This is a genomic window from Embleya sp. NPDC001921 (genome assembly GCF_053594475.1).
The window spans coordinates 122,714-146,688 of record NZ_JBSFEO010000004.1; the positions used below are offsets into that span (position 1 = coordinate 122,714).

45 protein-coding genes are annotated in these 23,975 nt (G+C 71.7%); 3 read left to right on the forward strand and 42 right to left on the reverse strand.

Annotation, left to right across the window (positions count from 1 at the left end; genetic code table 11):
* Window positions 1-40: 40 nt before the first annotated feature.
* A complete protein-coding gene (locus tag ACWCPW_RS05770) occupies window positions 41-949 on the reverse strand; it encodes a hypothetical protein (protein ID WP_449760331.1) in 909 nt (302 codons plus the stop codon).
* A 268-nt stretch (window positions 950-1,217) separates the two neighbouring features.
* On the opposite strand from ACWCPW_RS05770, the gene ACWCPW_RS05775 reads away from it, so the two are divergent.
* On the forward strand, window positions 1,218-1,496 hold the full coding sequence (locus tag ACWCPW_RS05775; RefSeq protein WP_449760332.1) for a hypothetical protein: 279 nt from the start codon (window positions 1,218-1,220) through the stop codon (window positions 1,494-1,496).
* A 145-nt stretch (window positions 1,497-1,641) separates the two neighbouring features.
* On the opposite strand, the gene ACWCPW_RS05780 is transcribed toward ACWCPW_RS05775, so the two are convergent.
* From ACWCPW_RS05780 to ACWCPW_RS05840, 13 genes are all read right to left on the reverse strand, one after another.
* Window positions 1,642-2,061 (reverse strand): hypothetical protein, encoded by a 420-nt coding sequence (locus ACWCPW_RS05780; RefSeq protein WP_449760333.1) that lies wholly within the window; start codon window positions 2,059-2,061, stop codon window positions 1,642-1,644.
* A complete protein-coding gene (locus ACWCPW_RS05785) occupies window positions 2,051-2,284 on the reverse strand; it encodes a hypothetical protein (RefSeq protein ID WP_449760334.1) in 234 nt (77 codons plus the stop codon). The genes ACWCPW_RS05780 and ACWCPW_RS05785 overlap by 11 nt, the downstream gene beginning before the upstream one ends.
* A 32-nt stretch (window positions 2,285-2,316) precedes the next feature.
* Window positions 2,317-2,445, reverse strand: coding sequence for a hypothetical protein (locus ACWCPW_RS05790; RefSeq protein ID WP_449760335.1), 129 nt, complete (start codon window positions 2,443-2,445; stop codon window positions 2,317-2,319).
* Between the two features lie 2 nt (window positions 2,446-2,447).
* Window positions 2,448-2,768, reverse strand: coding sequence for a hypothetical protein (locus tag ACWCPW_RS05795; RefSeq protein ID WP_449760336.1), 321 nt, complete (start codon window positions 2,766-2,768; stop codon window positions 2,448-2,450).
* A gap of 345 nt (window positions 2,769-3,113) precedes the next feature.
* Window positions 3,114-3,359 (reverse strand): hypothetical protein, encoded by a 246-nt coding sequence (locus ACWCPW_RS05800; protein ID WP_449760337.1) that lies wholly within the window; start codon window positions 3,357-3,359, stop codon window positions 3,114-3,116.
* Window positions 3,360-3,433: 74 nt separating this feature from the next.
* Window positions 3,434-4,735 carry a hypothetical protein gene (locus ACWCPW_RS05805; protein ID WP_449760338.1) on the reverse strand — a complete coding sequence of 434 codons (1,302 nt, stop codon included), beginning with the start codon at window positions 4,733-4,735 and terminating at the stop codon, window positions 3,434-3,436.
* Window positions 4,735-5,157: a hypothetical protein gene (locus ACWCPW_RS05810; protein ID WP_449760339.1), complete on the reverse strand. Its 423-nt coding sequence runs from the start codon at window positions 5,155-5,157 to the stop codon at window positions 4,735-4,737. Before ACWCPW_RS05810 ends, ACWCPW_RS05805 begins: the two co-directional genes overlap by 1 nt.
* A 28-nt stretch (window positions 5,158-5,185) precedes the next feature.
* Window positions 5,186-6,118, reverse strand: coding sequence for a hypothetical protein (locus tag ACWCPW_RS05815; protein ID WP_449760340.1), 933 nt, complete (start codon window positions 6,116-6,118; stop codon window positions 5,186-5,188).
* 6 nt (window positions 6,119-6,124) lie between these two features.
* Window positions 6,125-6,784, reverse strand: coding sequence for a nuclease-related domain-containing protein (locus ACWCPW_RS05820; RefSeq protein ID WP_449760341.1), 660 nt, complete (start codon window positions 6,782-6,784; stop codon window positions 6,125-6,127).
* A complete protein-coding gene (locus ACWCPW_RS05825; protein ID WP_449760342.1) occupies window positions 6,781-8,136 on the reverse strand; it encodes a hypothetical protein in 1,356 nt (451 codons plus the stop codon). The genes ACWCPW_RS05820 and ACWCPW_RS05825 overlap by 4 nt, the downstream gene beginning before the upstream one ends.
* An 86-nt stretch (window positions 8,137-8,222) precedes the next feature.
* Window positions 8,223-8,426, reverse strand: a complete 204-nt coding sequence (locus tag ACWCPW_RS05830; protein WP_449760343.1) for a hypothetical protein — start codon at window positions 8,424-8,426, stop codon at window positions 8,223-8,225.
* Entirely contained in the window at window positions 8,423-8,590 is a 168-nt protein-coding gene (locus ACWCPW_RS05835) for a hypothetical protein (protein ID WP_449760344.1), read from the reverse strand. The genes ACWCPW_RS05830 and ACWCPW_RS05835 overlap by 4 nt, the downstream gene beginning before the upstream one ends.
* Window positions 8,590-9,141 (reverse strand): hypothetical protein, encoded by a 552-nt coding sequence (locus ACWCPW_RS05840; RefSeq protein ID WP_449760345.1) that lies wholly within the window; start codon window positions 9,139-9,141, stop codon window positions 8,590-8,592. Before ACWCPW_RS05840 ends, ACWCPW_RS05835 begins: the two co-directional genes overlap by 1 nt.
* A gap of 56 nt (window positions 9,142-9,197) precedes the next feature.
* Between ACWCPW_RS05840 and ACWCPW_RS05845 the strand changes: the two genes are divergently transcribed.
* Window positions 9,198-9,515, forward strand: coding sequence for a helix-turn-helix domain-containing protein (locus ACWCPW_RS05845; RefSeq protein ID WP_449760346.1), 318 nt, complete (start codon window positions 9,198-9,200; stop codon window positions 9,513-9,515).
* A 107-nt stretch (window positions 9,516-9,622) separates the two neighbouring features.
* Here ACWCPW_RS05845 and ACWCPW_RS05850 read toward each other — a convergent pair whose 3' ends face one another.
* From ACWCPW_RS05850 to ACWCPW_RS05950, 21 genes are all read right to left on the reverse strand, one after another.
* A complete protein-coding gene (locus ACWCPW_RS05850) occupies window positions 9,623-10,231 on the reverse strand; it encodes a hypothetical protein (protein WP_449760347.1) in 609 nt (202 codons plus the stop codon).
* Entirely contained in the window at window positions 10,228-10,824 is a 597-nt protein-coding gene (locus ACWCPW_RS05855) for a hypothetical protein (RefSeq protein ID WP_449760348.1), read from the reverse strand. The genes ACWCPW_RS05850 and ACWCPW_RS05855 overlap by 4 nt, the downstream gene beginning before the upstream one ends.
* Window positions 10,821-11,375 carry a hypothetical protein gene (locus ACWCPW_RS05860; protein WP_449760349.1) on the reverse strand — a complete coding sequence of 185 codons (555 nt, stop codon included), beginning with the start codon at window positions 11,373-11,375 and terminating at the stop codon, window positions 10,821-10,823. Before ACWCPW_RS05860 ends, ACWCPW_RS05855 begins: the two co-directional genes overlap by 4 nt.
* 29 nt (window positions 11,376-11,404) lie before the next feature.
* Entirely contained in the window at window positions 11,405-11,758 is a 354-nt protein-coding gene (locus ACWCPW_RS05865; protein ID WP_449760350.1) for a hypothetical protein, read from the reverse strand.
* A gap of 83 nt (window positions 11,759-11,841) precedes the next feature.
* A complete protein-coding gene (locus tag ACWCPW_RS05870) occupies window positions 11,842-12,057 on the reverse strand; it encodes a hypothetical protein (protein ID WP_449760351.1) in 216 nt (71 codons plus the stop codon).
* 295 nt (window positions 12,058-12,352) lie between these two features.
* The gene (locus ACWCPW_RS05875; protein WP_449760352.1) at window positions 12,353-12,952 is read right to left on the reverse strand and encodes a hypothetical protein; all 600 of its coding nucleotides are present in this window, start codon (window positions 12,950-12,952) and stop codon (window positions 12,353-12,355) included.
* Between the two features lie 88 nt (window positions 12,953-13,040).
* Window positions 13,041-13,523 (reverse strand): hypothetical protein, encoded by a 483-nt coding sequence (locus ACWCPW_RS05880; RefSeq protein ID WP_449760353.1) that lies wholly within the window; start codon window positions 13,521-13,523, stop codon window positions 13,041-13,043.
* Window positions 13,523-14,410, reverse strand: a complete 888-nt coding sequence (locus tag ACWCPW_RS05885) for a hypothetical protein (RefSeq protein WP_449760354.1) — start codon at window positions 14,408-14,410, stop codon at window positions 13,523-13,525. The genes ACWCPW_RS05880 and ACWCPW_RS05885 overlap by 1 nt, the downstream gene beginning before the upstream one ends.
* Before the next feature lie 74 nt (window positions 14,411-14,484).
* Window positions 14,485-14,682: a hypothetical protein gene (locus ACWCPW_RS05890; protein WP_449760355.1), complete on the reverse strand. Its 198-nt coding sequence runs from the start codon at window positions 14,680-14,682 to the stop codon at window positions 14,485-14,487.
* A gap of 10 nt (window positions 14,683-14,692) precedes the next feature.
* On the reverse strand, window positions 14,693-15,601 hold the full coding sequence (locus ACWCPW_RS05895) for a hypothetical protein (protein ID WP_449760356.1): 909 nt from the start codon (window positions 15,599-15,601) through the stop codon (window positions 14,693-14,695).
* A complete protein-coding gene (locus ACWCPW_RS05900) occupies window positions 15,598-15,873 on the reverse strand; it encodes a hypothetical protein (protein WP_449760357.1) in 276 nt (91 codons plus the stop codon). Before ACWCPW_RS05900 ends, ACWCPW_RS05895 begins: the two co-directional genes overlap by 4 nt.
* Complete coding sequence (locus ACWCPW_RS05905; protein WP_449760358.1) at window positions 15,870-16,271, reverse strand: hypothetical protein; 402 nt, start codon at window positions 16,269-16,271, stop codon at window positions 15,870-15,872. Before ACWCPW_RS05905 ends, ACWCPW_RS05900 begins: the two co-directional genes overlap by 4 nt.
* Window positions 16,268-16,621 (reverse strand): hypothetical protein, encoded by a 354-nt coding sequence (locus ACWCPW_RS05910; protein ID WP_449760359.1) that lies wholly within the window; start codon window positions 16,619-16,621, stop codon window positions 16,268-16,270. Before ACWCPW_RS05910 ends, ACWCPW_RS05905 begins: the two co-directional genes overlap by 4 nt.
* Window positions 16,618-17,106 carry a DUF6011 domain-containing protein gene (locus ACWCPW_RS05915; protein ID WP_449760360.1) on the reverse strand — a complete coding sequence of 163 codons (489 nt, stop codon included), beginning with the start codon at window positions 17,104-17,106 and terminating at the stop codon, window positions 16,618-16,620. The genes ACWCPW_RS05910 and ACWCPW_RS05915 overlap by 4 nt, the downstream gene beginning before the upstream one ends.
* On the reverse strand, window positions 17,103-17,330 hold the full coding sequence (locus tag ACWCPW_RS05920; protein WP_449760361.1) for a hypothetical protein: 228 nt from the start codon (window positions 17,328-17,330) through the stop codon (window positions 17,103-17,105). The genes ACWCPW_RS05915 and ACWCPW_RS05920 overlap by 4 nt, the downstream gene beginning before the upstream one ends.
* The gene (locus ACWCPW_RS05925; protein WP_449760362.1) at window positions 17,327-17,797 is read right to left on the reverse strand and encodes a DUF6283 family protein; all 471 of its coding nucleotides are present in this window, start codon (window positions 17,795-17,797) and stop codon (window positions 17,327-17,329) included. The genes ACWCPW_RS05920 and ACWCPW_RS05925 overlap by 4 nt, the downstream gene beginning before the upstream one ends.
* The gene (locus tag ACWCPW_RS05930; protein ID WP_449760363.1) at window positions 17,797-18,096 is read right to left on the reverse strand and encodes a hypothetical protein; all 300 of its coding nucleotides are present in this window, start codon (window positions 18,094-18,096) and stop codon (window positions 17,797-17,799) included. The genes ACWCPW_RS05925 and ACWCPW_RS05930 overlap by 1 nt, the downstream gene beginning before the upstream one ends.
* Entirely contained in the window at window positions 18,090-18,509 is a 420-nt protein-coding gene (locus tag ACWCPW_RS05935) for a hypothetical protein (protein WP_449760364.1), read from the reverse strand. Before ACWCPW_RS05935 ends, ACWCPW_RS05930 begins: the two co-directional genes overlap by 7 nt.
* Entirely contained in the window at window positions 18,506-18,922 is a 417-nt protein-coding gene (locus tag ACWCPW_RS05940; RefSeq protein ID WP_449760365.1) for a hypothetical protein, read from the reverse strand. Before ACWCPW_RS05940 ends, ACWCPW_RS05935 begins: the two co-directional genes overlap by 4 nt.
* Window positions 18,919-19,416: a hypothetical protein gene (locus ACWCPW_RS05945; protein ID WP_449760366.1), complete on the reverse strand. Its 498-nt coding sequence runs from the start codon at window positions 19,414-19,416 to the stop codon at window positions 18,919-18,921. Before ACWCPW_RS05945 ends, ACWCPW_RS05940 begins: the two co-directional genes overlap by 4 nt.
* Window positions 19,417-20,042: 626 nt before the next feature.
* Entirely contained in the window at window positions 20,043-20,318 is a 276-nt protein-coding gene (locus ACWCPW_RS05950) for a hypothetical protein (protein ID WP_449760367.1), read from the reverse strand.
* Window positions 20,319-20,467: 149 nt separating this feature from the next.
* Here ACWCPW_RS05950 and ACWCPW_RS05955 point away from each other — a divergent pair, with 149 nt between their 5' ends.
* The gene (locus ACWCPW_RS05955; protein ID WP_449760368.1) at window positions 20,468-20,680 is read left to right on the forward strand and encodes a hypothetical protein; all 213 of its coding nucleotides are present in this window, start codon (window positions 20,468-20,470) and stop codon (window positions 20,678-20,680) included.
* A gap of 50 nt (window positions 20,681-20,730) precedes the next feature.
* Here the strand turns inward: ACWCPW_RS05955 and ACWCPW_RS05960 are convergent, their stop codons facing one another.
* The 7 genes from ACWCPW_RS05960 to ACWCPW_RS05990 form a co-directional block, all read right to left on the reverse strand.
* The gene (locus ACWCPW_RS05960; protein ID WP_449760369.1) at window positions 20,731-20,946 is read right to left on the reverse strand and encodes a hypothetical protein; all 216 of its coding nucleotides are present in this window, start codon (window positions 20,944-20,946) and stop codon (window positions 20,731-20,733) included.
* A gap of 102 nt (window positions 20,947-21,048) precedes the next feature.
* A complete protein-coding gene (locus ACWCPW_RS05965) occupies window positions 21,049-21,330 on the reverse strand; it encodes a hypothetical protein (RefSeq protein WP_449760370.1) in 282 nt (93 codons plus the stop codon).
* Complete coding sequence (locus ACWCPW_RS05970; RefSeq protein ID WP_449760371.1) at window positions 21,327-21,563, reverse strand: helix-turn-helix domain-containing protein; 237 nt, start codon at window positions 21,561-21,563, stop codon at window positions 21,327-21,329. The genes ACWCPW_RS05965 and ACWCPW_RS05970 overlap by 4 nt, the downstream gene beginning before the upstream one ends.
* Window positions 21,553-21,999, reverse strand: coding sequence for a hypothetical protein (locus ACWCPW_RS05975; RefSeq protein WP_449760372.1), 447 nt, complete (start codon window positions 21,997-21,999; stop codon window positions 21,553-21,555). Before ACWCPW_RS05975 ends, ACWCPW_RS05970 begins: the two co-directional genes overlap by 11 nt.
* 30 nt (window positions 22,000-22,029) lie before the next feature.
* A complete protein-coding gene (locus tag ACWCPW_RS05980; protein ID WP_449760373.1) occupies window positions 22,030-22,386 on the reverse strand; it encodes a WhiB family transcriptional regulator in 357 nt (118 codons plus the stop codon).
* Window positions 22,387-22,776: 390 nt separating this feature from the next.
* Window positions 22,777-23,118: a hypothetical protein gene (locus ACWCPW_RS05985; RefSeq protein ID WP_449760374.1), complete on the reverse strand. Its 342-nt coding sequence runs from the start codon at window positions 23,116-23,118 to the stop codon at window positions 22,777-22,779.
* Window positions 23,115-23,873 carry a hypothetical protein gene (locus ACWCPW_RS05990; protein WP_449760375.1) on the reverse strand — a complete coding sequence of 253 codons (759 nt, stop codon included), beginning with the start codon at window positions 23,871-23,873 and terminating at the stop codon, window positions 23,115-23,117. The genes ACWCPW_RS05985 and ACWCPW_RS05990 overlap by 4 nt, the downstream gene beginning before the upstream one ends.
* Between the last annotated feature and the right edge of the window lie 102 nt (window positions 23,874-23,975).

A 23,975-nucleotide genomic window follows, 5' to 3' on the forward strand; every position in this document is an offset into this window, starting at 1 on the left:
GTGGTCTCCTCGCGTCCGGGGGTGTGGGTGTGGTCGGGGTTCAGGCGTGCACGCCGGGCGCGATGCGCTCGACGTCGACCCACTTGCCAGCCGCGTAGTCCACGTACATGCACAGGCTCTGGGGGACTCCGTAGAACGCCCGCCGGTCTTCCTCGGTGACACCGTGGAAGGTCGCCCACCAACGCTGCTGGCCGCCGTCGTTGGCCGCGATGCCGACGTCCAGGAGGGTCAGCCGGGCTCCGTCGATGTGAAGGATGTCGGTGGGCGCGACTGCCAGGAGCGGGATTTCGATCCGGGTCCTGCTGCGGGCCTCCTCGGCCAGCTCGACCAGGACGGCGGGCGCGGCCTGCGCGAGGTAGCGCAGGGCCTCGCCGAGGTCGTACGCGGCGTCGGTCTCCAAGTTGAGGGAGGCGGCGGCCACGCGCGCGTCCTTGCACGCCTGAGCGACGCGGGAGGTGTCGATCCGCTCGCACTTCGCGACCGGCCAGGCGGCGCCCGCTTCGACGAGCACCCATTCGCGTCCGCCGACGGCGGTGTGCGCGCCGGAGACGGTGCGGGTGTGGCCGTCGGGGCAAAGGATGCGGTCGCCGATCGCGAACGGCGCCGGCTTCGGCTTGGGTTCGGGCTTCGGGGTGTGCCTGGTGTGGAGGGCGAGGCCGAGTGCTTCGGCCTGCTCGCGAGCCACGCGGACGGTGGCCGCGTAGCGTCCGTCGTCGGCCTCGGTGGCGTTCTCGGTGAGGGTGTGGAGGCCGCCGTTTTCCTGGGTGAGGGCGGCCGGCCAGGCGCGGTAGAGGAAGGCGACGACGCCTTCCGATTCGATGACGAGCACGTCGCCGTCTTCGATGTCGTCGCGGCACTGGGTCGCGTCGTAGGCGTCTGTCGTGTCGGCGAACCGGTGCACGGCCGGGGAGGTGATGGGGGGTCCGGTGGGGGCCGCTCGTTCGCTCATGGTGGGTGCCTCGCTTGGTGGTTGGTGGGAAGTGGTTCACTCCTAATCATACCCAAATCAATTTGGCCAAATCCATTTGGTCAAAGTGATTGTGCAAAGAGTACGCAAAGGGTGACGAACCCCCACGGCCGCACTCCGCCCCGGCAATCGGCCCGCCCCCGCGCCCCCGGAAGAGACGGAGCTCCGCCGAGGGCACATCGCACCGGATCGACCCACGCGAGACTTGCCAAGTCGGTTTGGCCAAATGGATCCATGGAACACTTGGGCCATGAGCCGTGCGCCAGGACCCAGCAAGAAGTACGCCGACTACAAGCCCGCCCCGCAGATGCTCGACGCCATCAAGGCTTGGGAAGACTCCGTCGAAGCCGAGAAGGTCGCGCGCGCGGCCGCGCGTAAGGCCGTGGCCGACGAACTCAAATCGTCGGGCGTCTCCCGCCGGGCCCTCGCAAGGTTCACGCCCTGGACCGAGCAGACGGTCGACGGCATCGCGAAGGAGCACGGTGCCCCCCCGGTGCGGAAGCCCAAGCCCGACACCACGGGCGAGTGACCACCGCGACGAACGAGTAGAGGGGCCCCACTCGGGCCCCTCTCTCACGTTCCGGCTCGGCGACTCGGTGTTGTTCTTGGGCGACGCCTCCTCGAGGTGGCTTCGTCCGAGGACGAAGTCGACCGGGCCCCTGCGACATGTCCGGTCAGTGGGCCTCGGCGTAGTGGGCATCGAGGGCGGCGGCGACGCGCGCCCGGAGCGCGAGCAGTCGGCTTTCGGCGTTCAGGCTCAGTGCCGCGCTCAACTCGTCGAGGTCGACCAGGTCGCGGAGGTGGGAGGCCGCGGGGTCGGCGCCGGGCTTGGCGGGCAGGATGAGGCGGAGCGGGCCGGGGTCGGTGGACTCGTCGTGCCACCAGCCGCAGCGGCGCGGACACCGGTACCGGGCGACGCAGTTCGGGAGGTGTTCGGGCGCGGGGACCGTGTCGAGGGGCGGTGGCTCACTGGCGCGCCGGGCGGCCTCCCGCCGGGCCGCGAAGTGCTCGGCGGCCTGCCGCGCGGCGGTCTCGGGCCGGGCGAAGTGCCGGCGAATCCGGAGATCCATGGCCTCGAACTCGTCATCGGTCACTGTCCGGCGCTCCCGGTCCCATGGTGACGATCTCTGTGAGGCGGGTCCGGACGTCGGACATGCGCTCCGTCACGTGGGCCGCGAGTGCCCCGTGGTCGTCTTTGGGCATGTGGCCGGCCGTGGTGGACACGAGGTCCATGTACGTCCCGATCAGGATCTCCACCAGTTCCATCAGGTGCCCAATCCGGGGATCGGTGATTACGCTCGGTGTGGGTGCGGTCATGCGTCCATGATGAGGTCCGGCGGTCCCGCGATTCAGCGCCGGCGGGACTGGTCGGTGTACTGGATGCGGGTGATCATCACGCGCATCCAGGCGATGATCCCGACCACGACGACGGCGCAGCCGCCGAGGAGCACCGCTACGAACGCCGTCGTACCCGCCATGCCTACCGCCGCCTCTCGACCCGCCGCCGGAACAGCGGGAGCGTACGCCACCCGCGCCGCCGGGCGGGGGGCTCCGTCGGCCCGATGTCGGGCGGGGGTGGTGGCGGCGGATCGGGGGCGGCGAGCCGCCAGGTGAAGAAGAGTTCCCGGTGGCAGTCGGGGCACCGCCAGGGGCGATCGAGCCGCGCGTGTGGCTCGGCGTAGAACCGCCTCGGGTAGTGCCAGTCGGGCCCGCCCCACGCGTCGTCCGCGTCGTTGCCGTGACACGTGCCGATGTAGCGGAGCCGGGCGGGCGGCGGGTCCTCCTCGCGGAGCATGGGCATGGGCACGTCCCTTCGGCCGGCGGAGAGCATACGTCGCCCCGGGAAGCGGCGAGGCCGCACACGCGGTGCGTGTGCGGCCTTGTGCCGTATCGCCGACTGCAATCGTGCACGGCCTATCGCGGTGATGATCCTGTTCACCAATGGGAGGTAGGGGTCCCGGTCCGGAATCTACCGCTACCGGAGCAAGATCGCGGACGTGTTCACACGATCGGGGTAGGTGGGGGGTGGCCGGTGCGGGGTGGCCCCGTGAATGGAACCGGCCCCGGCGGGAGTCCCGTCGGGGCCGTGGTCTCGGAGTGGTTCGAGGTGTTCACCCGTCGAACCTGCCGCGAGGTCGGTGTGACCCTATCCGAGCCAGATCGCGACGACGATGACGACGAGGATGACCGCCGCCGTGATGAGCTGTCCGCGCGGGACGTGGCTCAGGGAGGTCAGCAGGGACTCCGGCTCGATCGTCTCCTCGCCGGCGTCGGGGATGAGTCCTCCGTGGGCCTGGTCGCGGTGCCGCTGTCGCACCGCGTCCAGGTCGGTGAGCGAGTAGACGGGCGGTGACGTCGCCCGGCACGCCCGGCATCGCGTTCGCCAGCCCATCGGTCTCTCCCTCGGTTCAGATCACCGCCCATCATGGCGGACGATCCGGCCGGATGAGGCTGTTTCCTCCTTTCTCATGATCCCGTCGATTCGTTCGATTTGGGTGCGGGTTCGACGCGGAAATGTCGGGTCGGGTCGCGGGTGATGGTGACCGCCCCGAAATCGATGCTCTCTACAGGCAACCTCTCTTCGGGGGTGTTGGCGCTGTTGTTGGCGGTGTTGTTGGCAGTTGTTGTTGGCGCGCTGACCTGCACCAACGCCGTTGGTGTTGGCAATCCTGGGAGGTCTTGGGCGGAGGGGAGCGGGGGCACATCGGAGGGGTGTACGGCGGGCCCGTTGCCGGCCGCCGTGCGCACCCCTCTGCGCCACCGGATACCGGCCTCGTCGAGGGCGGCCTGTACGTCTCTGGTGTGGGGTAGTTGGAGGTCGTCACGGAGGGCGGTGAGGAGCACTCCCCGGCCACCGTGACGGGGGTGGTGCAGGGCCTCGATCAGGGTCATCGGGCGGGGTGCCAGCGGGGCCTGCGCGGGGTCCTCGACGGGGGGTTCGGGGGCCGGGTTCGGGGGCTGTTCGGAGGCGGCGCCGGCGGGGTCCGGGGGAGCGTCGTCCGGGCCGCGACGGAGGCCGAATCGGGCGAGCATCCCGCCGACCGCGCCGCCGCCGTTCCGGGCCCCCGCGACCTTCTCCTTCTGCGCCGCTCGGGCCGAGCTCGGCGCGGCCTCGGAGGAGGCGCCGGCCTTCCCCTTCCGCTTGCTCTTGCCCGGTCCGGCGTCGGTCTCGTTCTCGGCCGGGGCGGGCCGGCGGACCAGACCGGCGGCGGTCGCGACCACCAGGGCAGCCGCGGCGGCCACCCACGGGCCGGCCGGGTGGGAACCCGCCATCCGTACGGCGGCGTAGATCCCGCCCAGGACGCACAGGACCCGAAGGCCGAAGGCGGCCGGCCCGGGGCCGTCCCCGGACACCCACGCGTGCAGGGACGAACCGACGACGCGGAGACCCCGGGCGAGGACGAGCAGCGCACGGAGCAGGATCGGGCCGCCGTACCGGGCGGCCTTGACGAGCAGTGGCCCGTAGACGGGGTCCGTCGGTCCGTCGCTGTACAGCCCGAGGTACTTCCACGCGACGACCCACCAGGGATCGCCCGGGGGGTCTTCCTCGTCCTCCTGGTCCTCGTCGTGGTCGAGGGGAGGGGCGGCGCCGGGGGAGCCGTGCTCCCCCGCCGCCGCTTCCTCGTTCGGGCCGGGCTCGACGTCGTCGAGCTGGTCGCCGCCGGCGGGGTCGGCGGTCGGGACGGGCGACGGCTCCTCCCCCGGGGTCGGCTCCTCGTCGGGGCCGGGCTCGGGCTCGGGGACCGCGTGCAGGTGGGCGGACCTCATCAGCCGGCACCGCCCGCGGCGACCCGGGACATGATTCCGGCGATCCACGTGGACGCGGTTCCCCAGGCTCCGCCGGAAGCGCCGGCCACGTAGAACAAGATGATGGTGACGACGCCCACCTTGCGGATGGTGACCTCGGCGAACAGCAGATACGTGGCGAGGATCAGTGCGATCGCCGGTGTCGTGAGGCCCGGGGCGGCGAGGAACGCGAAGGCGATCATGTCGTGGATGAGGTCGTTCACGATGGTGAACGGCATTACGGCGGCGGCCTGGTACGCGGCGCCGGCGAACGCTCCGACCCAGAACGCCGACGTCCACGTCAGTTTGAGCTTGGCTTTCGGTCCGCCCTTGGTGCCGTAGAACAGCGCGAGGGTGAGCACGAAGGCCATACCCGGCGCGCCGATGTTTCCGAGGGTTCTCATGAACTGTTTCCGTTCGGGTGGAGGTCGGTCACACCAGGGAGAGGACGAGGTCGCGGAACTGGTCGAGCGCTCCGACGGGCGGGCCGTACAGCAGCAGGCCGGAGCAGAGCGACACGAGGGGGACGCAGCCGGCCCACGCGAACGGGGGCCACATGTGGCGCGTTCGCCAGTGGAGCCAGAAAGTGGCGACGACGACGGAGCCCCACACGATGTGGTTCGGGTCGAACCCGTCGTAGGTGCGGCGGAGGTAAACGGCCTGTCGGCTGACGAACTGGGGGAGTTGCAGCAGCACCCCGGCGCCGAACGCGGTGATCACGTAGGTGCCGGCCCGCTGCTTGTTCTTGAGGCCCCTCCACCACTGAAGGCCCGACTCTCGCGGCCTGAGCGGCTTTTCGCGGTACCGGGGCCGGCGGTAGGTCCGCCGGGCGGGCCGCTCCTCCGCCCCGTCGTTCTCCCACGGCTCGTCGTCTTCCGCTTCGTCGTCCTCCTCCGGCTCGTCCTCCCCCGGCGCCTCCTCTGCCGGCGTCGTCTTCGAGGCCCTCTTGGCTCGTCCCTTCTTCTCCGGCTTGTCCTTCTCCGGCTCCCCCGGCTCGTCGTCGTGGTCGTCACGGTCGGCGGCCGGCGCCTCGGGAACCTCGTCCTCGGTCCGGTCCTGGTCCTCGTCGACGTCGGCGGGCGGGGCGCCGCCGTCGGACAGATCGGCCTGCGGCCCCTCCCGCCAATCGGCGATGAGCGTCCCCCGCGCCGGCCGGGTCGGGGCGTGCCGCTCCGGGACGTCGGGTGTGGTGCCGGGCGGGTCCGGGGGATCGCTCTCGCCGGGCCCGGCCCGACGCTCGTCTTCGCGCGAGGGCGTGACCGGGGCGGTGTGGAACGGCTCGTCGTCCAACGCCTGTTCCCGGGCGGCCTGCGCCTCGCGGGCCTCGGTGACGTGGCGGAGCAGATCGGTGGGGCGGAGTTCCATGGTTGGTCAGTCCTTTCGGTAGGGCGGGAAGAGACGGGCGGCGGCCTTGCCGGGGTGTGCTCCCCCACGGGCCCGACGGCCGCCGCCGAGCGCGCGCAGCGCGGGCGCGGTGCGCTCCGCCGGGATGATCCGGACGCCCGCGACGCGTAGTTCGCCGTCGATGTGCGGGCCGTCCATCGAGACCAGCGGGATGACCGGGCACCCGAGCACGCGGGCCACCGTCGATGCCTCGTGCCGGATTCCGTCGAGCCGGCCGGTCACGTCGAGGTCGCCGTGGAGGAGTCGGCCGCTCACCACCCGCAGCGGGAAGCGCCGAGACCAGCGCTTGCTGTCGACGACGATCACGACGCCGCCCGGAGAGACCACCAGGTGGTCGATGTTCGCGCGGCCGGTCGGTAGCGCGCGGTCGTGGAGGACGGTCCAGCCCTCACGGAGCAGCGGGCCCAGGCGGGCCGCGGTGCGCCGCTCCCCCTCGGCACCGGCTGCCCATCGGGCGGCCTGTCGGCCTCCCGAGGTCCGCACGCCGATCAGATCTGCGAGCCGGACGAGCGGTGTGCGGAGTCGGCGGGCGCGGGTGGCGGCCGACCCGCCGGGGCCGATGCTGGGGCGGTGCCAGAACCAGGTGGCGACGAGCGCGGCGGCGGCCAAGGCGGCGAGCGAGTTCACTTGGCGGTCCTCTTGTTCTCCGGCTTGCCGGCCATCTCCCGCTCGATGCGCAGGCGCAGGCGGCCGACGGTCGAGCCGAGTTGGGCGGTCAGGCCGTGCACCTCGGCGACACGATCCGTCAGGTCCTTGTTCGAGATCTGGGGCGTCTCGGCGAGGACGAGCCGGATGATTCCGGTGACCGACGGGGAGCCGATCTGCCGCACGTTCGACACCGGGTCGGCGTTGTCGGTGTGTTCCGACATCCCGACAACGGGCGTGTCGGTCGTGTCCTCCGGCTGTCCGGACACTGGAGGGGCGGGGGGCGCGGGAGGTGCTGTGACCTGCGCCGACACTGTCGGGACAGCGTGTCCGGACACCGCGACATCAGGCGACACGGTGTGTCCGGCGGCCACGTGTGCGGCCGCCACGCCATTAATGTGATGGGCCGCCACGCCACGATCCCCCGCCACGGGCGCCACGTTCACCGGCGCCACGACATGAGTCGCCACGGTGTGTCCGGCCGCCAGGTGTCCGGCCGCCACGGGCGCCACGGGTCCCGGCGCCACGCCATCGGCCGCCACGGTGTGTCCGGGCGCCACGAAACCGGGCGTCACGGCCGCAACCGGCGCCACAGGCCCGACAATTCCGCCGGCCACGTGTCCGGCGGCCGGTTCCTCGGGGCTCGCCGTCGTGATCGCCGTCGCTCGCGCCGTCGTGCCGGTGCCGTACACGGCCCGCGCGTACGCGTCGTACGCGTCGAGGCGGCGCAGCTCCCCCGCCAGAGCGGACGTCGCCGCGTTGGTCTCGCGACGCCGCGCCAGCCAGAACGCCACGGCCTCGGACAGCTCGACCGAGTGATGCCGCATCACCAGCCACCACAAGCCTTTGGACAGGAGCGGTACGAACGCCCCCACCACGCCCGCCTCGACCTGGCCGTGCTGGCGCCCGAACTCGACGATGGCCGCCATCGAGATCAGCAGAGACATCCACCCCGCCGCGCGGGGCGCCGCCGCGCGCTTACGGTCGAACCTCTCCAACCACTCGACCGCGATGCACGTCAGCCAGCTCACGTCGAACACGACCGCGATCCCGAACGCGATCGTCGCCGGGACGAGCCCGGACAGGAGACCGCCGATGCTCGCCGTCGTCCCGCAGATCGCGAGGACCGTGACCCCGATCGCGACCGACGTCACCCCACGCAGCAGGGACCCGTCCAGGTCACGCGGCGGCATCGGCTCCAGCACGTCGTACGGGACCTGCCGCGTCTCCGAAATCCCGTCGATCGTCACGATCTCCGTGCGGAACCGCTTTACCGTCCGGTACCGCACTCCGGGCACCCTCGGTACCTGCGGCTGCTCGGTCGACTCGTCCATGGCCCTACCTCTCCTGAGTGGCAACAGGGGTCCGGCCCGCCCCCGGGGAAGTGGGGGCGGGCCGGTCGTCATGCCGTAGCCGCAAGTCAGCCGTTGCGGCGGCGGTCTTCGTCCTCCCACGCCTGACCGGCGCGGTCCGCGGTTTTGGCCTGAGCGGCGCGGCCCTTGAGTCGGGCGGCCTGGTCCTCGCGGGCCTTGCGGGCGGCCCGGTCGGTCGCCGACTCGCGACCGCTGAACTTCCCGGCGGCCAACCGCGCGTCCCGGTCGCTCATCCGCTGCGTGAAGCTCACCGCTGCGGCTTCCGACCCGGCAGGTTCGCCGCCTCCTGCGCACGAGCGATGTCGATGCCCCTCAACAGCCGAGCCTGGACCTCGCGCGCCTCGCGCTCTTCCTTCGTGCCGTAGTCCTTCGCCGCTTCGGCGAGGAGCTTGGCCGCCGCCTCCGAGATCGCCATCAGCGGCCACCGTCCATCGGCTTGCGCGGGGCCGGGACGATCGGCGGGATGACGGGCTTGTTGTCCTCGTCCGACCACTCGTAGCCGGCCTCGGTGATCGTCCGGCGCAGCCGCAGCGCGTATTCACCACGCGTGATCCCGTGGTCCCCGACCGGCGCGGCCTTCATCGCCGCGTCCGCGAGCAGGCGTGCACCCATACGCGGGCAAATCTCGTACGCCTTCGAACTCACCACCACGGACAGCGCGTCCGGACCGAGCTTCGCCTCCGGACGACTCACCGTCAGGTGATGGGCAACCGCACCCAGGACGCGCACGACCTTGTCGGTCTGCGCGTCCGCAAGGGACCGCGATTTCAGATCAGTAGCATTCATCGGTGTCAGCTCCTGGTAACGACAGGTGTCTGGCGGTCCGGCCCTCGCACGCATGCGCACAGGCCCGGGATTGCTGGCCCGGTATGCGACTACCGAGCCCTTCAGCAGCCCCGGAACCTCGCGTGCGACCGCGAGGGCCGGGGCTTTTTTGCTGAGCAGCGTGGGCTGCTTGAGCGCCACTGTAGGGGGCCCCTACAGTGGTGGCAAGCGCCGCGCCCAAAAGAAGGGGCCGCGTGTTGAGTGAAGAGGAGGTGCTTCGGGTGTCCCTGGCGATCCAGGCTGTGGAGCAGATCGAGGACATCGAGGCCAGAGTCCGCGCGAAGAGCAAGATCATGGCCGCACAGGTGGAGCGCAACGCCGCATGGGCTCAGGAGCGCCGGGAGTTGATCCGCACCCTCCACCTCGGCGCCGAACGCCTGTCGTACCGACAGATCGCCACGCGTCTGGGAATCAAGCTCAGCACGGTGCAGGACGCGTTTCGGGACTACAGGGGATCGGGCACTACCCGGCCGAAGGTGACGAAGCCGAAAGCGGGTGAACCTCCCGCCGAATGAGGAACGGACCCTGACCTGGGCGAAGACTCCCATCCCACGGCGGTGTTCGCGGGATGGGGGCCTTTGTCGTGCCCTGGTACGCGCGGGTCATAAGGCGGGCGGATCGGTCAACCCCGGCGCTCGCGGGAGGCCCGGGTCCGGGGGTGCTTGGCCGGTGGGGGCGGCTGGTTGACGGTGGCCTGGAGGAGGCGGGTTTCGCGGAGCGGGCGGCTGTCGGGTACGGGTGACGGGTCGGGCCACTCGTACGGCCTGCGGGCGGTATGCCCTTCACCGGCCCCGTGCAGGCGCATGTCCTTCTGGGCGTGCGAGGGCTCGGGACGCAGGACGGTGACGCGCGGGTACAGGAGGTAGAGCCACGCGCCGACGGGGGTTTGTGACCAGGCTTCGACCGCGGTGAAGCCGTCTTCGAAGCCGCGGAAGTAGTCGGTGAGGTCGCCGAGTTCGAAGTACTGCGGGTGGTCGTATGGGGTGCTGATCGTGATGAGGCTCGCCACGGCCTGCGGGATGGCCCTGGAGATCACGCCCTGACGCGGGATCGCGTCCTCGCCCGGGGACGGGTGGCGGATCCGGGTGATGTGGACGAGGGTGGCCGGTTCGTCGAAGTGGTACGTGAGGGCCTGGGCGTGGCCGGGGGCGCCGTCGAGATAGGGGGTGACGCGTACGGCCGAGCAGTAGGTGTGGACCGGTGGTTCGGCCTCGATGTTGTCATCGATCACGTGGAGTTCCGTTCTGCCGGTCGGTTGCTTGGGGATCCGGGGGGCGGTCCGAGGACGATGGCCTGTGTGACCTCGTCGCCGATCCGGACGGTCTGGTTGGGGAAGGGTCCGGGCCAGCGGTAGGTGTCGTGTGCGCCGTGGGCGTGGCCGGCGAGCAGGACGGCCACGCCCACGGGCGGGCGCACCTGGCGGGGGTCGGTCGGTTCGACGCGCGGGTAGAGCTGATAGAGCCAGGTGCCCGCGATGGGGGTTTCGGTCCAGGTCTCGATGGCGGCGAGTTCCGCGCGTTCGTGGAACCGGTAGGCGATCGCGGCGAGTCGGCGGGCCTGCGGGTGACCGTACGGGGCGGTGAGCGCGAGGACCCGTGGCACCGGTACGTGTACGGGGATGGGGGTGATGCGCGCTCCCTCGGGCGGCTGGTCGACCCAGCGCAGCCGTCGGTGGCGGCGGGTGTCGGTGACGGTGGCGGGCTCGGTCAGCCGGTACGCGACCGCCCGGGTGTGGTCGGGGGAGCGCCAGCCGTACGGGGTGATCCGCAGGGCCGAGCAGTAGGTGAGGACCGGCCGCCCGGTCTCGATGTCGTCGTCGGTCACCTGGCGTCCCGATCGGCCGGCGCGCGGGGCGTGTCGGTGGTCGGTTCGTCGGCGTCGCGGGGGCGGCAGCGGGGGATGACCGTGTGCGTCCACGTCCCGGACGGGCCTTCGGTCCAGGTTTCGACGGCGGCCGGGGCGCCCTTGTGCCAGCGGATGTAGCGCGCGAGGGCGGCGAGATCCATCGGCTGGGGGTGGTCGGGGTGAGTGATCCAGGCCGGGCCGGGCGGGGCGGGCGGAAGGCCGTCGACGAGGAGTTCGGGCACCCGGGCGGGACCGCGTTCGATGTCGATGTGCGGTCGCGCGGATCCGAGGGTGAGGGTCAGGGGCTCGTCGAACATGAACGTGCGCCCCCGCCGAAGATCCTGGTCGCCGTCGGGGCGCAGCGGCACGATGCGCAGCGTCAGCCTGGGGGCGCGGATCGCCGGGGTGGGCTCGTCGCTGGGCCAGAACGTGCACGCTCGGCTCATGTCGGGGTTGCCGTGCTCGTCGAGCGGGGCCAGGCGCAGGGTCGAGCCGGGGAGGATCAGCGGAGCGGGTTCGTCGTCGGGCACGGTGGTTCCGTTCTGCGCGGGGTGGTGGGTCATCGGCGTCGGCGGGGCGGGCCGTACGGGGAGACCCAGGCGGGGCGGTCGCGGCGGGCGGCCGCGGTGGCGCGAGCTGCGGTGACGGTGCTCAACTGCTGCCGGAGTTCTTCGAAGAACCCGTTCAGCGCGGCGGCGGCGGCCTGGACGAGCGGCGTGAACCGCTCCGCGAATTCGCGGTACGGGGCCAGGAGTTCGGCGCTGAGCGTGGCGTGTTCGGCGGCGACGAGGTCGGCGTGGGGGCCGTGCTCTCGCCGGGAGTACAGGGCGATGGCCTGCATGCCCTCGTCGATGGTGAGTCCGTGGCGGCCGACCAGGCGGCCGAGGAGCAGGAAGCCGAACTCGGGGTGCATCTCGAGTCTCCCTTGTGGGGTGGGGCGGGGCCCACCGCAAGGTTGCGGTGGGCCCTCGCGGTGTCCGGACCTGTCCGGTGTGGTCAGGCGGATGGGCGGGCGTGGATCCGCATTGCGCCGCGCGTGACGTGGTATGGGGCGTTGGTGTCGCAGAGGATCGAGTGGATCTCGGCGTTCACGCAGTGGACGTGCGGACCCTTGTCGCCGCGCCAGCGTTGGGTGAGGGCCTGGATCGCCTGCCGTGGGGTGAGGTTGTGTCGGGAGACGAGTCGGGCGATCAGCAGCACGAGCAGGGGCATCGTCAGGCCCTCCGGGTCGGTGTGTCCGTGGTGTCGGCGTGTCGGGACATGTCGCCGACACGCGTCGGCGCGGTGTCGGCGGGTCGTGTCGGGTCGGTGGTGTCGATGCCGAGTCGGGACACGTCGACGACCCATGTCCCGACACGTGTCGGAACGGCGTAGGGCCGTGCGCACGTGACGGTTTCGCCGACGATCAGCGGTGTCCGGAGGATGCCGCCCCGGGCGTACGGACTGTCCCGACACGTGTCCGGACAGATGTCGGGACCCGTGTCGGGGGTGTCGGGACGGGGCGTGGTCACGCGTCGGTGCCGGAGATGTAGAGGGTCTGGCCGGTCGCGGTGTGCTGGGCCGCGCCGTCGACGGTGACCGCGACCGCCGTGGTGGTCGGGGTCGGGGTGGGCGGCTGCGGGGGTTCGGCCGGCTCGGTCGGTTCCGCGGTGACCGGGGTGTCCGCGGTGCTCGGGGCGTCGGGGAACGACAGGACGCCGGTCATCATCTGCACCAGGCCGGTCTCGATAAAGGCGGCCACCTCCGGGTCCAGGGGGAACGGGAAGCTCTCTCGGATTGTGCGGGCGAATTCCTGGGGCGTTCCGGGCAGGGCGGGCCGCGCCGGCGGGGTGGGCGCGTTGAGGGCTTCGTCCCACTGGTAGCCGCAGCGGTGGCAGACGCGCTCCAGGCGCTCGGGGAGCGGGCCGCGCGCGGCCGTGACGTCGTTGTACTCGACCACGCAGCGGCGGATCGCCGCCCGGTAGTAGGTCAGCGCCTCGCTGTGGCTGCACTTGACGCATGTGGTGGCTTCGCCGGAGTAGTCGGGCAGCGTGGCGTCGGTGTGCTTCTCGGGGCAGGGCTGCCACAGGGGAGGCAGGTCGGTGGCGTGTTCGGTGGTCTGGGTCATCGCGTGTCCTTCGGTCGTGGGTGGGTGGGGGGAGGGCACCGCACGGGCCGCTTCCGCGCCGCGTGCGGTGCCGGTCGGGAGGGTTGGGTCAGCAGTTGCCGTACGCCATCAGGAGCCAGGTGGGGGCGTCCTGGTGTGGGGTGAGTCCGAGGGCTGCGAGCGCGGTGGCGAGGCGCTGGGCCGCGTCGGAACGGGGCTGGCGCGTGGCCAGGAGGACGAGATCGAGGGGTTGTGCGTGTCCTGGGCCTACGGTGATCTTGTGGGTCGTCAGGGCGTACCGGGGCTCGTGGCCCGTACAGTGGGTGACGATGTGGACGCCGACGCGGGCTTGTGCCGCTTGGACTCGCTCGAAGTAGCCGGTCGCGCCCGCGCTCTGGGTGTACTCCTCGGTGAACCCGGCCATCTGGTTGCGCAGGCGCGTGGCGGCGGACTCGGCGAAGTCCCAGTGAGTGGTCGCCTGGTACCAGGCGAGTTCGGCGAGGCCGCCGTGCCCGTCGATCTCCTGGACTCGCCACGCATTGGGTCCGCCGAGGTCGTAGCCGTACGCGAGGATCGCGCTCGTCGTGTTCATCAGCGGGCGCCTCCGTTCGCGGCGGCCTGTGTGGCGCGGACGCGCGCGATGGCGGACCGGAGCCGGCCCAGGGACACGCCGCGCTGGCCATCGGCGCCGAACATCCGCTTGTAGACGGCGCCCAGGTTGACCGCGGTGGGCTCGGCGATGCGCGGCCCCGGACGTTCCTCGGTGACGTGGCCGCCGGTGACACGCCACTGTGCGAGGACCGGTCCGTCGCCGTCGTCGCCGAGGAACTGGGCGGCCAAGTCGAGGTAGGGAAACGAGACCGCGATCAGCTCCCACTCGGCGGTCACGTTGTCCCGGTCGGGCCACTCGCCAACGTTGTAGGTCGTGCAGCCGATCCGGCCGCCCCACGAGCACCAAGAGTGCGGGCCATCGATCCAGGGCGAGGTGATCGCGTAGTTGTGCAGCGACGACAGGCGGAGGATGCCCAGCTCCTCGTACCGCTCCTTGATGCTCTCGCTCGTCGGGCTGCCGTGTGCACTCAGCGTCAGGTCGAACACGCGGTGCAGGGCGTGCGTCCATGCCTCGTCGTTGGAGTACAGCTCGTACAGGCTCGTGGTGCGGATCAGGATGTCGTCGGCCTGCTCGGGCGTGACGTCCTGGCCGACGACCAGGAGGCGCGGCCACTTGGTGAGGCCGTCGGCTTCCGGCTCGTCGTCGGGTGTGTCTGCGGTGATGCCGTGCGCGGCGAACGCCGCCACCACGGCCGGGTTGTCCGCGAACCCTGCGAGGGACTCGTGTGCGGTGTCCCAGTCCAGCGATCGGAGGGTGCCGATGAGGTTGGTGAGCGTGGCCTCGGTGACCTCGGGGGTGGCGCCGGCGTCGATGAGGGCGCGCGCCGTCGGATCGAAGATGGATGGTCCTGCTGAGCCGTAGCCCATGTTGATGCTCCTGGGTGGTGTGGGGTCGGGGTGGTGGGGGCCGCCCCCGTGCCGGGGCGGGGGCGGCCGGTGGGTTACTGCTCGGTGCGGGTTTGGCCGCAGCAGGTCTCGCGGTTCGTGTAGACGGGCTGGGCGCAGGCGCGGCACTTCCACAGCAGTCCGGCGCGTAGGGCGGCGGCCACGATGGGGCGGTACTCCCGCTCGGTGGCGTCGGCCAGCAGCAGGGACATCACCGTTGCGGCGGCCTCGGCTTCGGCGTCGTCGACAGGCACGGGCATCGGGTCAGCCCCGCATCTCGACGGCGTGCCGGTCCAGGAGTTCGGCGGCGTGCTGCCGGGCGGCGTGCTCGATCAGCCCGCACTCCTCGTACACCTTCGTCAGCCGATCGAACGCCGAGCTGCGCGGGTCGACTTCGGGCTCGACGGGCAGCCACTGGTACACGACGACCGGGCGTTCCTCGACCTCGACGGCCGCGACCAGGTCGCCGGACCAGCCGTGGTCCTCGGGCGCCCCGCCGACCTCGTGGTCACCGGCGTCGATCGCTGCCTCGTATTCGACCGCGTACGTCCGGTCGTCGTCGGCGCGGAACACGACTTCGCGCCGTTCGCTGTACTTGAGGATCGTGAGCGGGCCGTCGTGGAGGATCGTCTCGCTGGTCGCGACGTTGTCGGGGCTGTCGGGCGGGAGGCCGTAGGAGGCGAGCTGCTCGGGGGTGAAGTGGCGGACGGTCATGGTGTGGTCGTCGCTTTCGTCGTCGGAGGGTGTGTCCTCGGCGGGGGGCTTGCGCGATCCGTCGCACAGCCGGTCGTCGGGTTCGATGTGGTGGAGTCGGACGACGCCGGCCTTGGTCAGCGCCCATTCCTGGCCGCACGCCGTGCACGTGCCGCGTCGGGAGGTCCGGGGTTGGACTCGGGGGCGGCCGTCGCCGGGGCAGACGTGGAGGGTCACCGTGGCCAGGGCGGTGCCGGTGGACGGGTCGACCAGTGGGAGCAGTCCGACCGTGACGGCGGCGCGCAGCCAGTCGCGGGCCGCGGTGCGCCACACGTGCTTTTGATGCCAGTCAAGGACGTCCCACGGGCGGTCGTCGTCCTCGAACGCGGCTTGCGCGGCTTCTGCGAGGGCGGTGATCCGCGGGTCGGTGAAGTGCAGCCGCCCGGCGGCCTCGGGGCCGGTCGCCGGCACCGGGTTCACGACTTGACCTCGGCGTGGTCCGCCTCGACGTGCTCGGGCAGGGCGGCGCATCGCGGGTGGTGGTCGTCGTCGTAGCCGATGACCAGCTCGCAGGAGGCGTGGCGGAATTCGCGGGCCATCCCCAGCAGGGGCGCGCCCGCCAGGGCCAGCAGGGCGACCGCCTCAAGGTCGTGGCCGGCGTCGAAGGCCGCCGCCCCTGTCCCGGCCGAGCTCAGGACCCAGACGACATAGAGACCGATCACGAACAGGCGGGGCGGGTTGGCGAAGTTCATCGGGTGTCTCCGTGGTCGTCGGTCCGGGTGTCCTCGGCGGCCGGTGCGCAGCACGCGGCGCGGGTGGCCGGGTCGAGGGCGGGGCATTCGTCGGCGTGTGGTCGGCCGAGGGGGTGGGGAGAGAGCGAGCACGAGCAGGTGCACGCTGGGTCGTCGGCGCGCGGGGTGACGAGGACGAGCTGGCCCACGGGGATCTCCTGCTCGCCGTTCGCTGGGGGCCGGGACGCGTGGTCTTCGGTCCCTGCCGTGGGGCGGATCGTGACCGTCGTCTCGGAGATCGCCACGACCGGGCCGTGGATCGGCAGCAGGTCGGACGCGGACCACGAGGCGACGACGTCGCCGACGCGGACCGGCCGGCCGAAGACGTCGCGCACGGCGTGGTCCACCGGGCCGGTCACCGGCGCTCCCTGGTTTCCTGGTCGGGGGCGGCGGTTGGGCTGGTGTGGGTGGGGTCGGCCTGCGGCGGCCGGGGCAGGGCGAGGCGGCAGGCGCAGGGGTGTTCGTCGTCGCGCGGTGCGAGGAGGAAGACCCGGTCGAGGGAGATCCAGCACTCGGCGCCCGAGGCGGGCCGGAACGTGCTGTCCCCGCCGTCGTTGGGCACGAGGACTTTGACCTGGCCCTTGCCGAGCTTCTTGATCGGGCCGATGATCGTGGCCTGGTAGCGGCCGGACGTCGTCCCGCCGACGATGTCGCCGACGTGGATCGGCCGTTCGTACGCGTCGCGGCGTGATTCCTCGGCGGGGCTCACGCGTCCTCCCCGGCCTGGTCGGTGGCGAGGTGCTCGGCGTGGATGCGGCCGACCTGCGGCGTGAGGTACCGGGCGAGGAGCGCCGGGTCCATGCCGGACCGGCACTCGGGTCCGATGCCGTACGTCTTCGAGGTGCCGTCCTTGAGGGCGCGCCCGCACTGGCAGCAGCGGATCGTGAAGTCCGCGAAGCGCCGCGCGGCGGCGAGCGGGTCGGCCTTGATGGCGTCGATCACCACGTCGAGGAACGCGAGGCTCCTCGCCGACCAGTCGGCGACGAACGCGTCCCGCTCGGCCGGGTCTGCGGGGACGTCGCGCCGGAGCGGGATCGGCGGACCGTACCAAGCCTTTGCTGGCCAGGCCGTGAGGGCGTCCGTCGTGGTGGTGCGCTTGCGGCGCCAGTACGTGATCGTGCCCGGATCGTCCGGGTGGTGCACGGCGTAGTAGCTGTCGGGGATGCCGTCCAGCGCGGGCAGGATGACCGTCACGGGGTGATCTCCAAGGTGTCGAGCGGCAGTCCGCGGTGCAGGTGGGAGTGCAGCTCGCGCAGGCGGGTGATGGCCATCGCGCGGTCGTCGCTGCGGTGCAGCGCCCGGCGCGCGGCCGCGGGGACCAGCGCCCAGCAGTCGCGGCACAGGTATCGGCTGGCCGGCTTCCGGGTTGCGCACGCGGGGCACGGTGTCCACCCGGTGCGGTCCGTCCGGGCGGTCACAGGCCCTCACCGCGCCGAGCCCGCATGTCCGCCACCGTCGCCAGGACCGCTTCGTAGAGGCCGACCGGCTGTTGCCCGCCGCCGCCGTCGGCGGCCGGGGCGGCCGGGGCGGCTTGGCGGGATTCCATTTCCGGGTACGTCTCGAACAGGGCCGGCCAGTCGGGGCGCGGGGCGAGGACGCTGCGGGGGATGCGCCCCTGGGCGACGGCCAGGCGCACACCGAGGTGTCGGTGCGCGACCGACGCGAGCCAGCCGGCGCACGCCCGCTCTTCACCGAGGGGCGTCTTGTGGCAGGCGAACAGCTTCGCCCCCCAGTCAGGTTCGTCGTTGTCGTGCTGCGGGCTCGTCTCGCGCATCTCCACGTACCGCTCGGCCGTGAACTGGCCGGGCGGAGTGGACGGCTTCCACGGGCACTTGCGGCAGGGGAACGTGCAGTACGGGATCGGCCCGGTGTCGGCGAGGATCATCACGCGGCACCGGCCCGGCTCGCGGGCGCCCTGTCCGTCGCGGGCCCCTGGGCATCAGCCGTGTCCGTGTCCGGGGCGGCCGTCACGGCCTGGGCGATCAGGTCGGCGATCAGCGGTAGCGCGATGTGGAACGCCGACGTGTCCCAGTAGCCCGGGGCGTACCGGTTCGACGGGATCGCGACCGCTGTCGCGCACTCCTGCGGCCACGTGCGGCACCCGCACAAGTCGGCGTGGTAGTAGTCGTTCAGGGCCGCGTTCGCGGCGTCGGCGAGGGCGTCGATCTGCTCGGGCGTCAGCATGCGGCACCGTCCCGGGCGGGCGGCCAGCCGGAGCCGAGGCACTTCATGCCGGACGAGTAGCCGGACGGGGTGATGCCGCCGTGCCGGCGGAGCAGCCCGCCCTTGATGATCCGGAACCGGCGCCCGCACATGGGGCATTCGCCGGTCGGCGGCTCCGGGGTAGGCGCGGGGGGCGGCTCGTCGGCGATCCATCCCCGCAGGGCTTCCACGTACACGGCGCGGGCCCGCTTGACCTCCGAGAGCAGGTCGGCCAAGTGCGGGGCGTGCTCGGCGATTTCTTCCGCGAGGCCGGACAGCGAGGTCTCCGTGAGGTCCGCGAGCTTGGCGACGGTGCGCTTGTCGCGGCCGGGACCGGGGTCCAGGCACAGGCGGAGGAACGCGCGTAGGTCTTCTGCGGTTGCGTAGCCGCTCACTGGGATGTTTCTCCTTCGGTCTGGTGTGTCGAGGGGTGGCCGGCGCCGAGGGCCAGGGCGCGGGTCACGGCGCGGGCGCCGTACCGGGCGGTCGCGGCGTCCTGGCCGTCCTCGCGCAGGCAGCGGGCGACGTCCGCCGGGTCGATGTCGTCAGGCATCGGCGACGCGGGCCGGGCGCGGGCCTGCCAGCACAACAGGCACCCGTTCTCGGCGCCCGGGTCGAACGGGCCCCCGGTGTGCTGGCGGCAGAGGTTCGCGCCCTGGGGGCCGTTGGCCGCCCGGATGAACTGCCGGGCGCGGTCCAGCTCGGCGGAGATGTCCGGAAGCGTGGTCTCGGTGATGTCGTGCCGTTCCGCGAACCCGCCCAGCGTGCGCAGGAACCGCGACAGGATCGCCACGAACTCGGGGCTCATCCGGCCATCTGCGGGGCCCGCGCCATCTCCTCGACCCGGCACCCCGGGCACAGCTTCCCGGGCTCGGCGGGGCGGTGCGCGCGATCGCAGCCGTCGCAGTTCACCAACGGCCGCCACCCGCGATCACGCCGAGCGGGCGTGGGCTGGGCCGGGACCAGGGCCAGCCGGGCGGGTGCCGGCGTCGGGAACTCGCCTACGTCGGCGGTCTCCCGGGCGGTGCGGCGGTCGGCGGCCTCACGCTCACACGTCCGGCAGTAGCCGCCGGTGTCGAGATCCTGGCCGTCGTTGCACCGGTCGCTCGTGCAGTTCCCTTGCCGCAGCAGCGCCACGGCCGCGCCGACGGGCCGCCGGATGCCCGGCCCGCCGACCTCTTCGCCGGCCGCCGCGTACCCGTGCTGGAACCAGCGCCGCCCGGCCCGCAAGGTCAGCTCGTCACCGGACAGGCCCCGGGCCAGCTCGGCGCGGATCGTCTCGGTGATCGTGGCCGGTACCAACTCCGGCAGCAGCGACCGGAGATCCTCGGGCAGCCCACACAGGACCGCGCCGATTTGCTTGATCTCGCCGACACCGATTTTCGCGGCGCAGCCGCTCGAACCCGGGCCCGTACTTACGTTGGATGGCCTATGGCCGTTTGTAGGTGTCTTTCCCGTTTTCTTCTTAAGACCGTCTTTGGTAGTAGACGTACCACCTGCCGGCACATCGGTCTGACCTGCGGAAACACCCGAAACCGCAGGTGGGGCCGACGTGCCACACGGTGGTACGTCGGTGGACGGGTTATCCACAGCCTCGTCCACACCCGACGAGCCCGGCCGGACCGGGATGTTCCTCGCTGTCAGCACCGTTGCGTAGCGCCCGCCCTCGAGGAGACAGCGATCCGCGCTCAGGTAGCCGTGTTCCTTCAGTTCGGCCCACGCCGCCCGGTACACCCTGCGCCCGGGGCACCTCGGACCCTGCGACTGCCGGGCCTCCTCCCACATCTCGTCAGCGGTGATCCGCCAGCCTTGGGGGCGGCTCAGCAACTCGACCAGGCACCCGCGCGCCATGTGCGTCAACCGGCCGTCCTGCGCCAGGGCGTTCGGGGTCTGGGCGTAGTCCCGGGTCAGGCGAGTGCGACAAATCCTCACTTCGCCTCCCCCTGCGCGTCCCCGTCACGGAGGTAGCCGTACTCGCGCAACTCGGCATACACCGCTTCGAATTGGCGCAGGCTCGGGCTGTGCTTCCCGTGCGACTCGACCGACTCTTGCCACATCACCTCGGCGGTGACTTCGGCGCCGTCGGACCGAGACCACAGCTCGGTCATGCACCCACGAGCCATGTGCGTCAGCCGGCCGTCCTGCGCAAACGCGATCGGCAGCCGCGTGAAGTCGCGGTCGCGAGCGGAATGGATGATCCTCACGAGTTCTCATCTCGGTCGTGCGTGGAGGGGCAAGCGGAAGCGCTTGAGTCCCGAGGGACTCAAGATCCACCACTTCATGTACAGTAGCGCCTTCTTGGCTTACATGGCGCTCATGTACACGAAAGGGTGTGTTGATGTACTCTGCGGCCATGAGCGCTACGAGAGCCGAGCACCGGGCATCCATCGCCGAAGTCCGCAACTCGTTCGCGGAGTCCGTGGGCCGCGCCCGCTATGCCGGCGCTACAACCGTGCTGATCAGCCGCCGTGAAGAGGCAGCGGTGATCGTGCCCGTCGACTTCTACCGTCGTGCCCTGGAAGCCCTCGGAGAGACGGCAGTACCGGTCGAGCGGAACGACGCCTGACGCACGGGTAGATCCCGGCCCGACCCGGCGCCCTCGACCTGATCCCCGGCTCACCACAGGCCGTCCTCGACCGGGACGGCCTCTTCGGTATGTCCGGGCAGCCAATCCACCGTTGTGCCTGCCTCGTCGGCGAGGGTCGCTTTCGACCAGCACGGCGCGCACGCGAGCCGCGGTAGCCCGTCGGCGCGCGAGACGTGCACATGGAGCGTGCTCGTCTTGCCGCACAGCAGGCACCGACCGCGTACCGACTGCGGTCGGGCGCTCACGGTGAGTCCGGGTCGGACGGCATGGGGCGGCTCCGGGATATCGAAAGGGCGGGGAGGGGTGGGCCGGGGCTGGTCGGCCCCGGGCCCGGGGGTCCTGGTGGGTCAGCCGCAGAAGCCGCCGCCGTGGTGGTGGCCGTGCTTCTTCTTCTTGCCGGGACCGGTGGACGGCTTCGGCGGCTTCGGGGGCTTGGGCGGCCTGGGCGGTTTCCGCGCGAACGCGACTGTTCGGGCCTCGCCGGGGAACGGGGCCGTCGCCGGGGTGCCGGGCACCGCGAACCAACAGTCGTCGTCGGGGCCATCGCCCTCGGCCGCCGCGAGGAGCACGGCCAGGACGACCAGGACCAGGACCACGGCGCCGGCGACGACGACGTTCCGGGGCGTCACAGCCTGCCGTCCGACGCCGGCTGACCGCTCTGCCGGAGCAGCACGTTGGCCTCGACGAGCAGCGTTCTGGTCAGCCCGTACGACAGGTCGAAATCGGCGGCCAGGACGCGGATCGACAACCCTCTCCCGTACCCGGCCGCCAACTCCGCGCGGAGCGCCTCGCGTTCCTCACCGCGTACACGCGGGCCCCGCCGAACCACGGTCGCTTCCCGCTTCTTCGGGTCACTGCTCATCGATGTCTCCTTCGTCCGTCTTTCGGTGGGCGCGAGCTTCGAGCTCGGCCGCGTACATCACCAGCGACCGCAGCGCCTCGGCCCGTTCGCCCCGCGAGGCCCTGGCCACGGTCGCCACCAGCGCGGTGACGAGGTCGCCGTCGCCGTTGGCGTAGGCCGTCACGACCCGCCCGGCGAACAGCAACTCGGGCTCACGCCGCGCGTCTTCGACCTGTTCGAGGGCCCACGGCTTGCCCTCCGACATGTCCCGCAGCCCGAACATGACGACCAGCGCACGCGACGCGACGTCGGCCATCACCCGGCAGACCGCGACCAGGTCGAGGACATCGCCGTCGTCGGCGATCCGCTCGACCGCGTCGGCGGCGACGTCGTCGTCACCGGCGCGGGCGGCGGCTAGCGCCGCCCGCGTCCAGTGCGTCAGCAGCCTGGGACTCATCACGGGCGGACCGCGAACCGCGGTGGTCCGCTACGCCGCCGCATCGGCCCGCTTCTTCGCCGCGTCGGTCCGCTTTTTCGCCTTGGACTTCTTCGACGGCGGGAGCAGCTTCTCCCGCTCGGTCCAGTCCAGACCGCCCCACACGCCATGCCGCTCCGGGACCCTGAGGGCGTGTGCCAGACACGGCGCCCGCACCGGACACCCCTTGCAGTACGTGTTCTTCAGGTACAGCGCCTCGGCCTTCGCCGACGACGACCCGGTGTCTCCGTAATCGAGCGGGAAGAACTCGGCGCCGGCATCGGCGGCCGATCCAGCGCACGCGGCCTCGTCGATCCAGTGCCACGGTCGATCCAGGTTGTCGGGGGCGTATCGGTTCTTGAACGACATGGCGTCAACCCCTCACGTCATCGAGGTCGTGTGCCGACACCCGACACAACCCGCCGGGCATGTCCCGACAACCGTCAGGACAGGTGTCGTTGCAGGTCAGGACTGTTGTCCCGACACGCGACCCGCCGTGTCGGGACAAGTTGTCGGCAGTGTCGGGACGGTGTCGGGACAGCGTGGACACGCTGTCGGCACCGTGTCCCGACGCGTGTCGGCACGGCCGGACAGGCGTGGACGGACGCGGACGGCCGGACCGGTGCTGCCACCGCCGAGGCGTCCCACACACCCCCCACCCGACCGACGCCGCCCCCAGCAACAGCGGCACCCACACCGGGCCCCACGCCAGGCAGGCATCGACCGTCCGCCCGTACGTCATCAGCACGTCGAGCCACATCACGACCCACCGGTCCCGTCCGGCGAGCGATGAGCCTCGCCGCCCTGCCCGGGGATCCGCGGTGCCATACACAGCCCCGGCCACAGCAACTGCTCACCGAGGGTGCCCACGTTGCCCGGGACCGCGTCGACGTCGAGATCCGCGACGAACACCCTGTCCACGAGATCGGCGGCCGGGACACCGGCCGCCGCAACGAACGCCGTCGCGCCCGTCCGGAACGCCCTCGCCGGCGACCACGCCGGCACCCGCACCCACACATGCGCCGAGTCCGCGTCGTAGTCCGTCGTCCGCCGCGTCTCGTCCACGGCCACGATGTGCAGGAACGTCGTAGACGTGCTCACACGCCACCGCCCGACGTGTCGGGCCCGGCGAGGAGAAACGGAGGCGGCGCCGAAGCCGTCACCGGCTGACACACCGCCACCCGCGTCCACGGCTCGACCGGCCCACCGACCACCAAGTCCCGGAACCGCGTCAACACCAACGCGTCGACGTCCGGCGCCCCGCAATTCGCCTCGGCCAACAACTCCAGACCCGGCAACTCCGCGACGCCCACGCCGACATCACCGGCCACCTGGTACGCCATCACCGTCACCGGATCCGGCCCCCAGGCCGGGACATCGATCCGCGCCGTCGACGCGGCCCGGTCGACGTCGAGCACCCGCACCGACGTCACGGTCCGCACGTCGTCACGCGCCGCGAGATACGTCCGACCGAGCGGGGTGATCACCGGCGCCCCGCCCACGAGAGTCACCAGGTTGTGCGCCCGCAGCACCGACAGGAACCCGACCTCGCGGCCCTCGGTGCGCTCCCCGCGCGCCAGACCACGCAGCAGCTCCTCCGCCGGGACCAGCAACGGCTTCTCCCGCGCGAGCCTCGTGACCAGGATCCGCGACGCGCGCCACGCCGCCGTGTGCGGCGTCGACTCCGCCGAGCACGGGCAATCCCGCACCGTCTCGCGGTACTCCTGCGCCGTGAACGTCAGGCACTGCATCACGTCGCCCCGGCCCCGCTCACACAAGGCCGCGGTGCAACACATGCAGTTCGGACAATCCCTTTGGACGGGCCGCACGTAGTCGGCCCCGAACGGCTCATCCACGAGCCTGCTCCTTCTGCTTGAGTCGTCGTGGTCTTGCACACCAGGCAGCGCCGCGCGCCGACGTCGAACCCGTGCGGCGTCTCGCAGCCCTCGGCCGGGCAC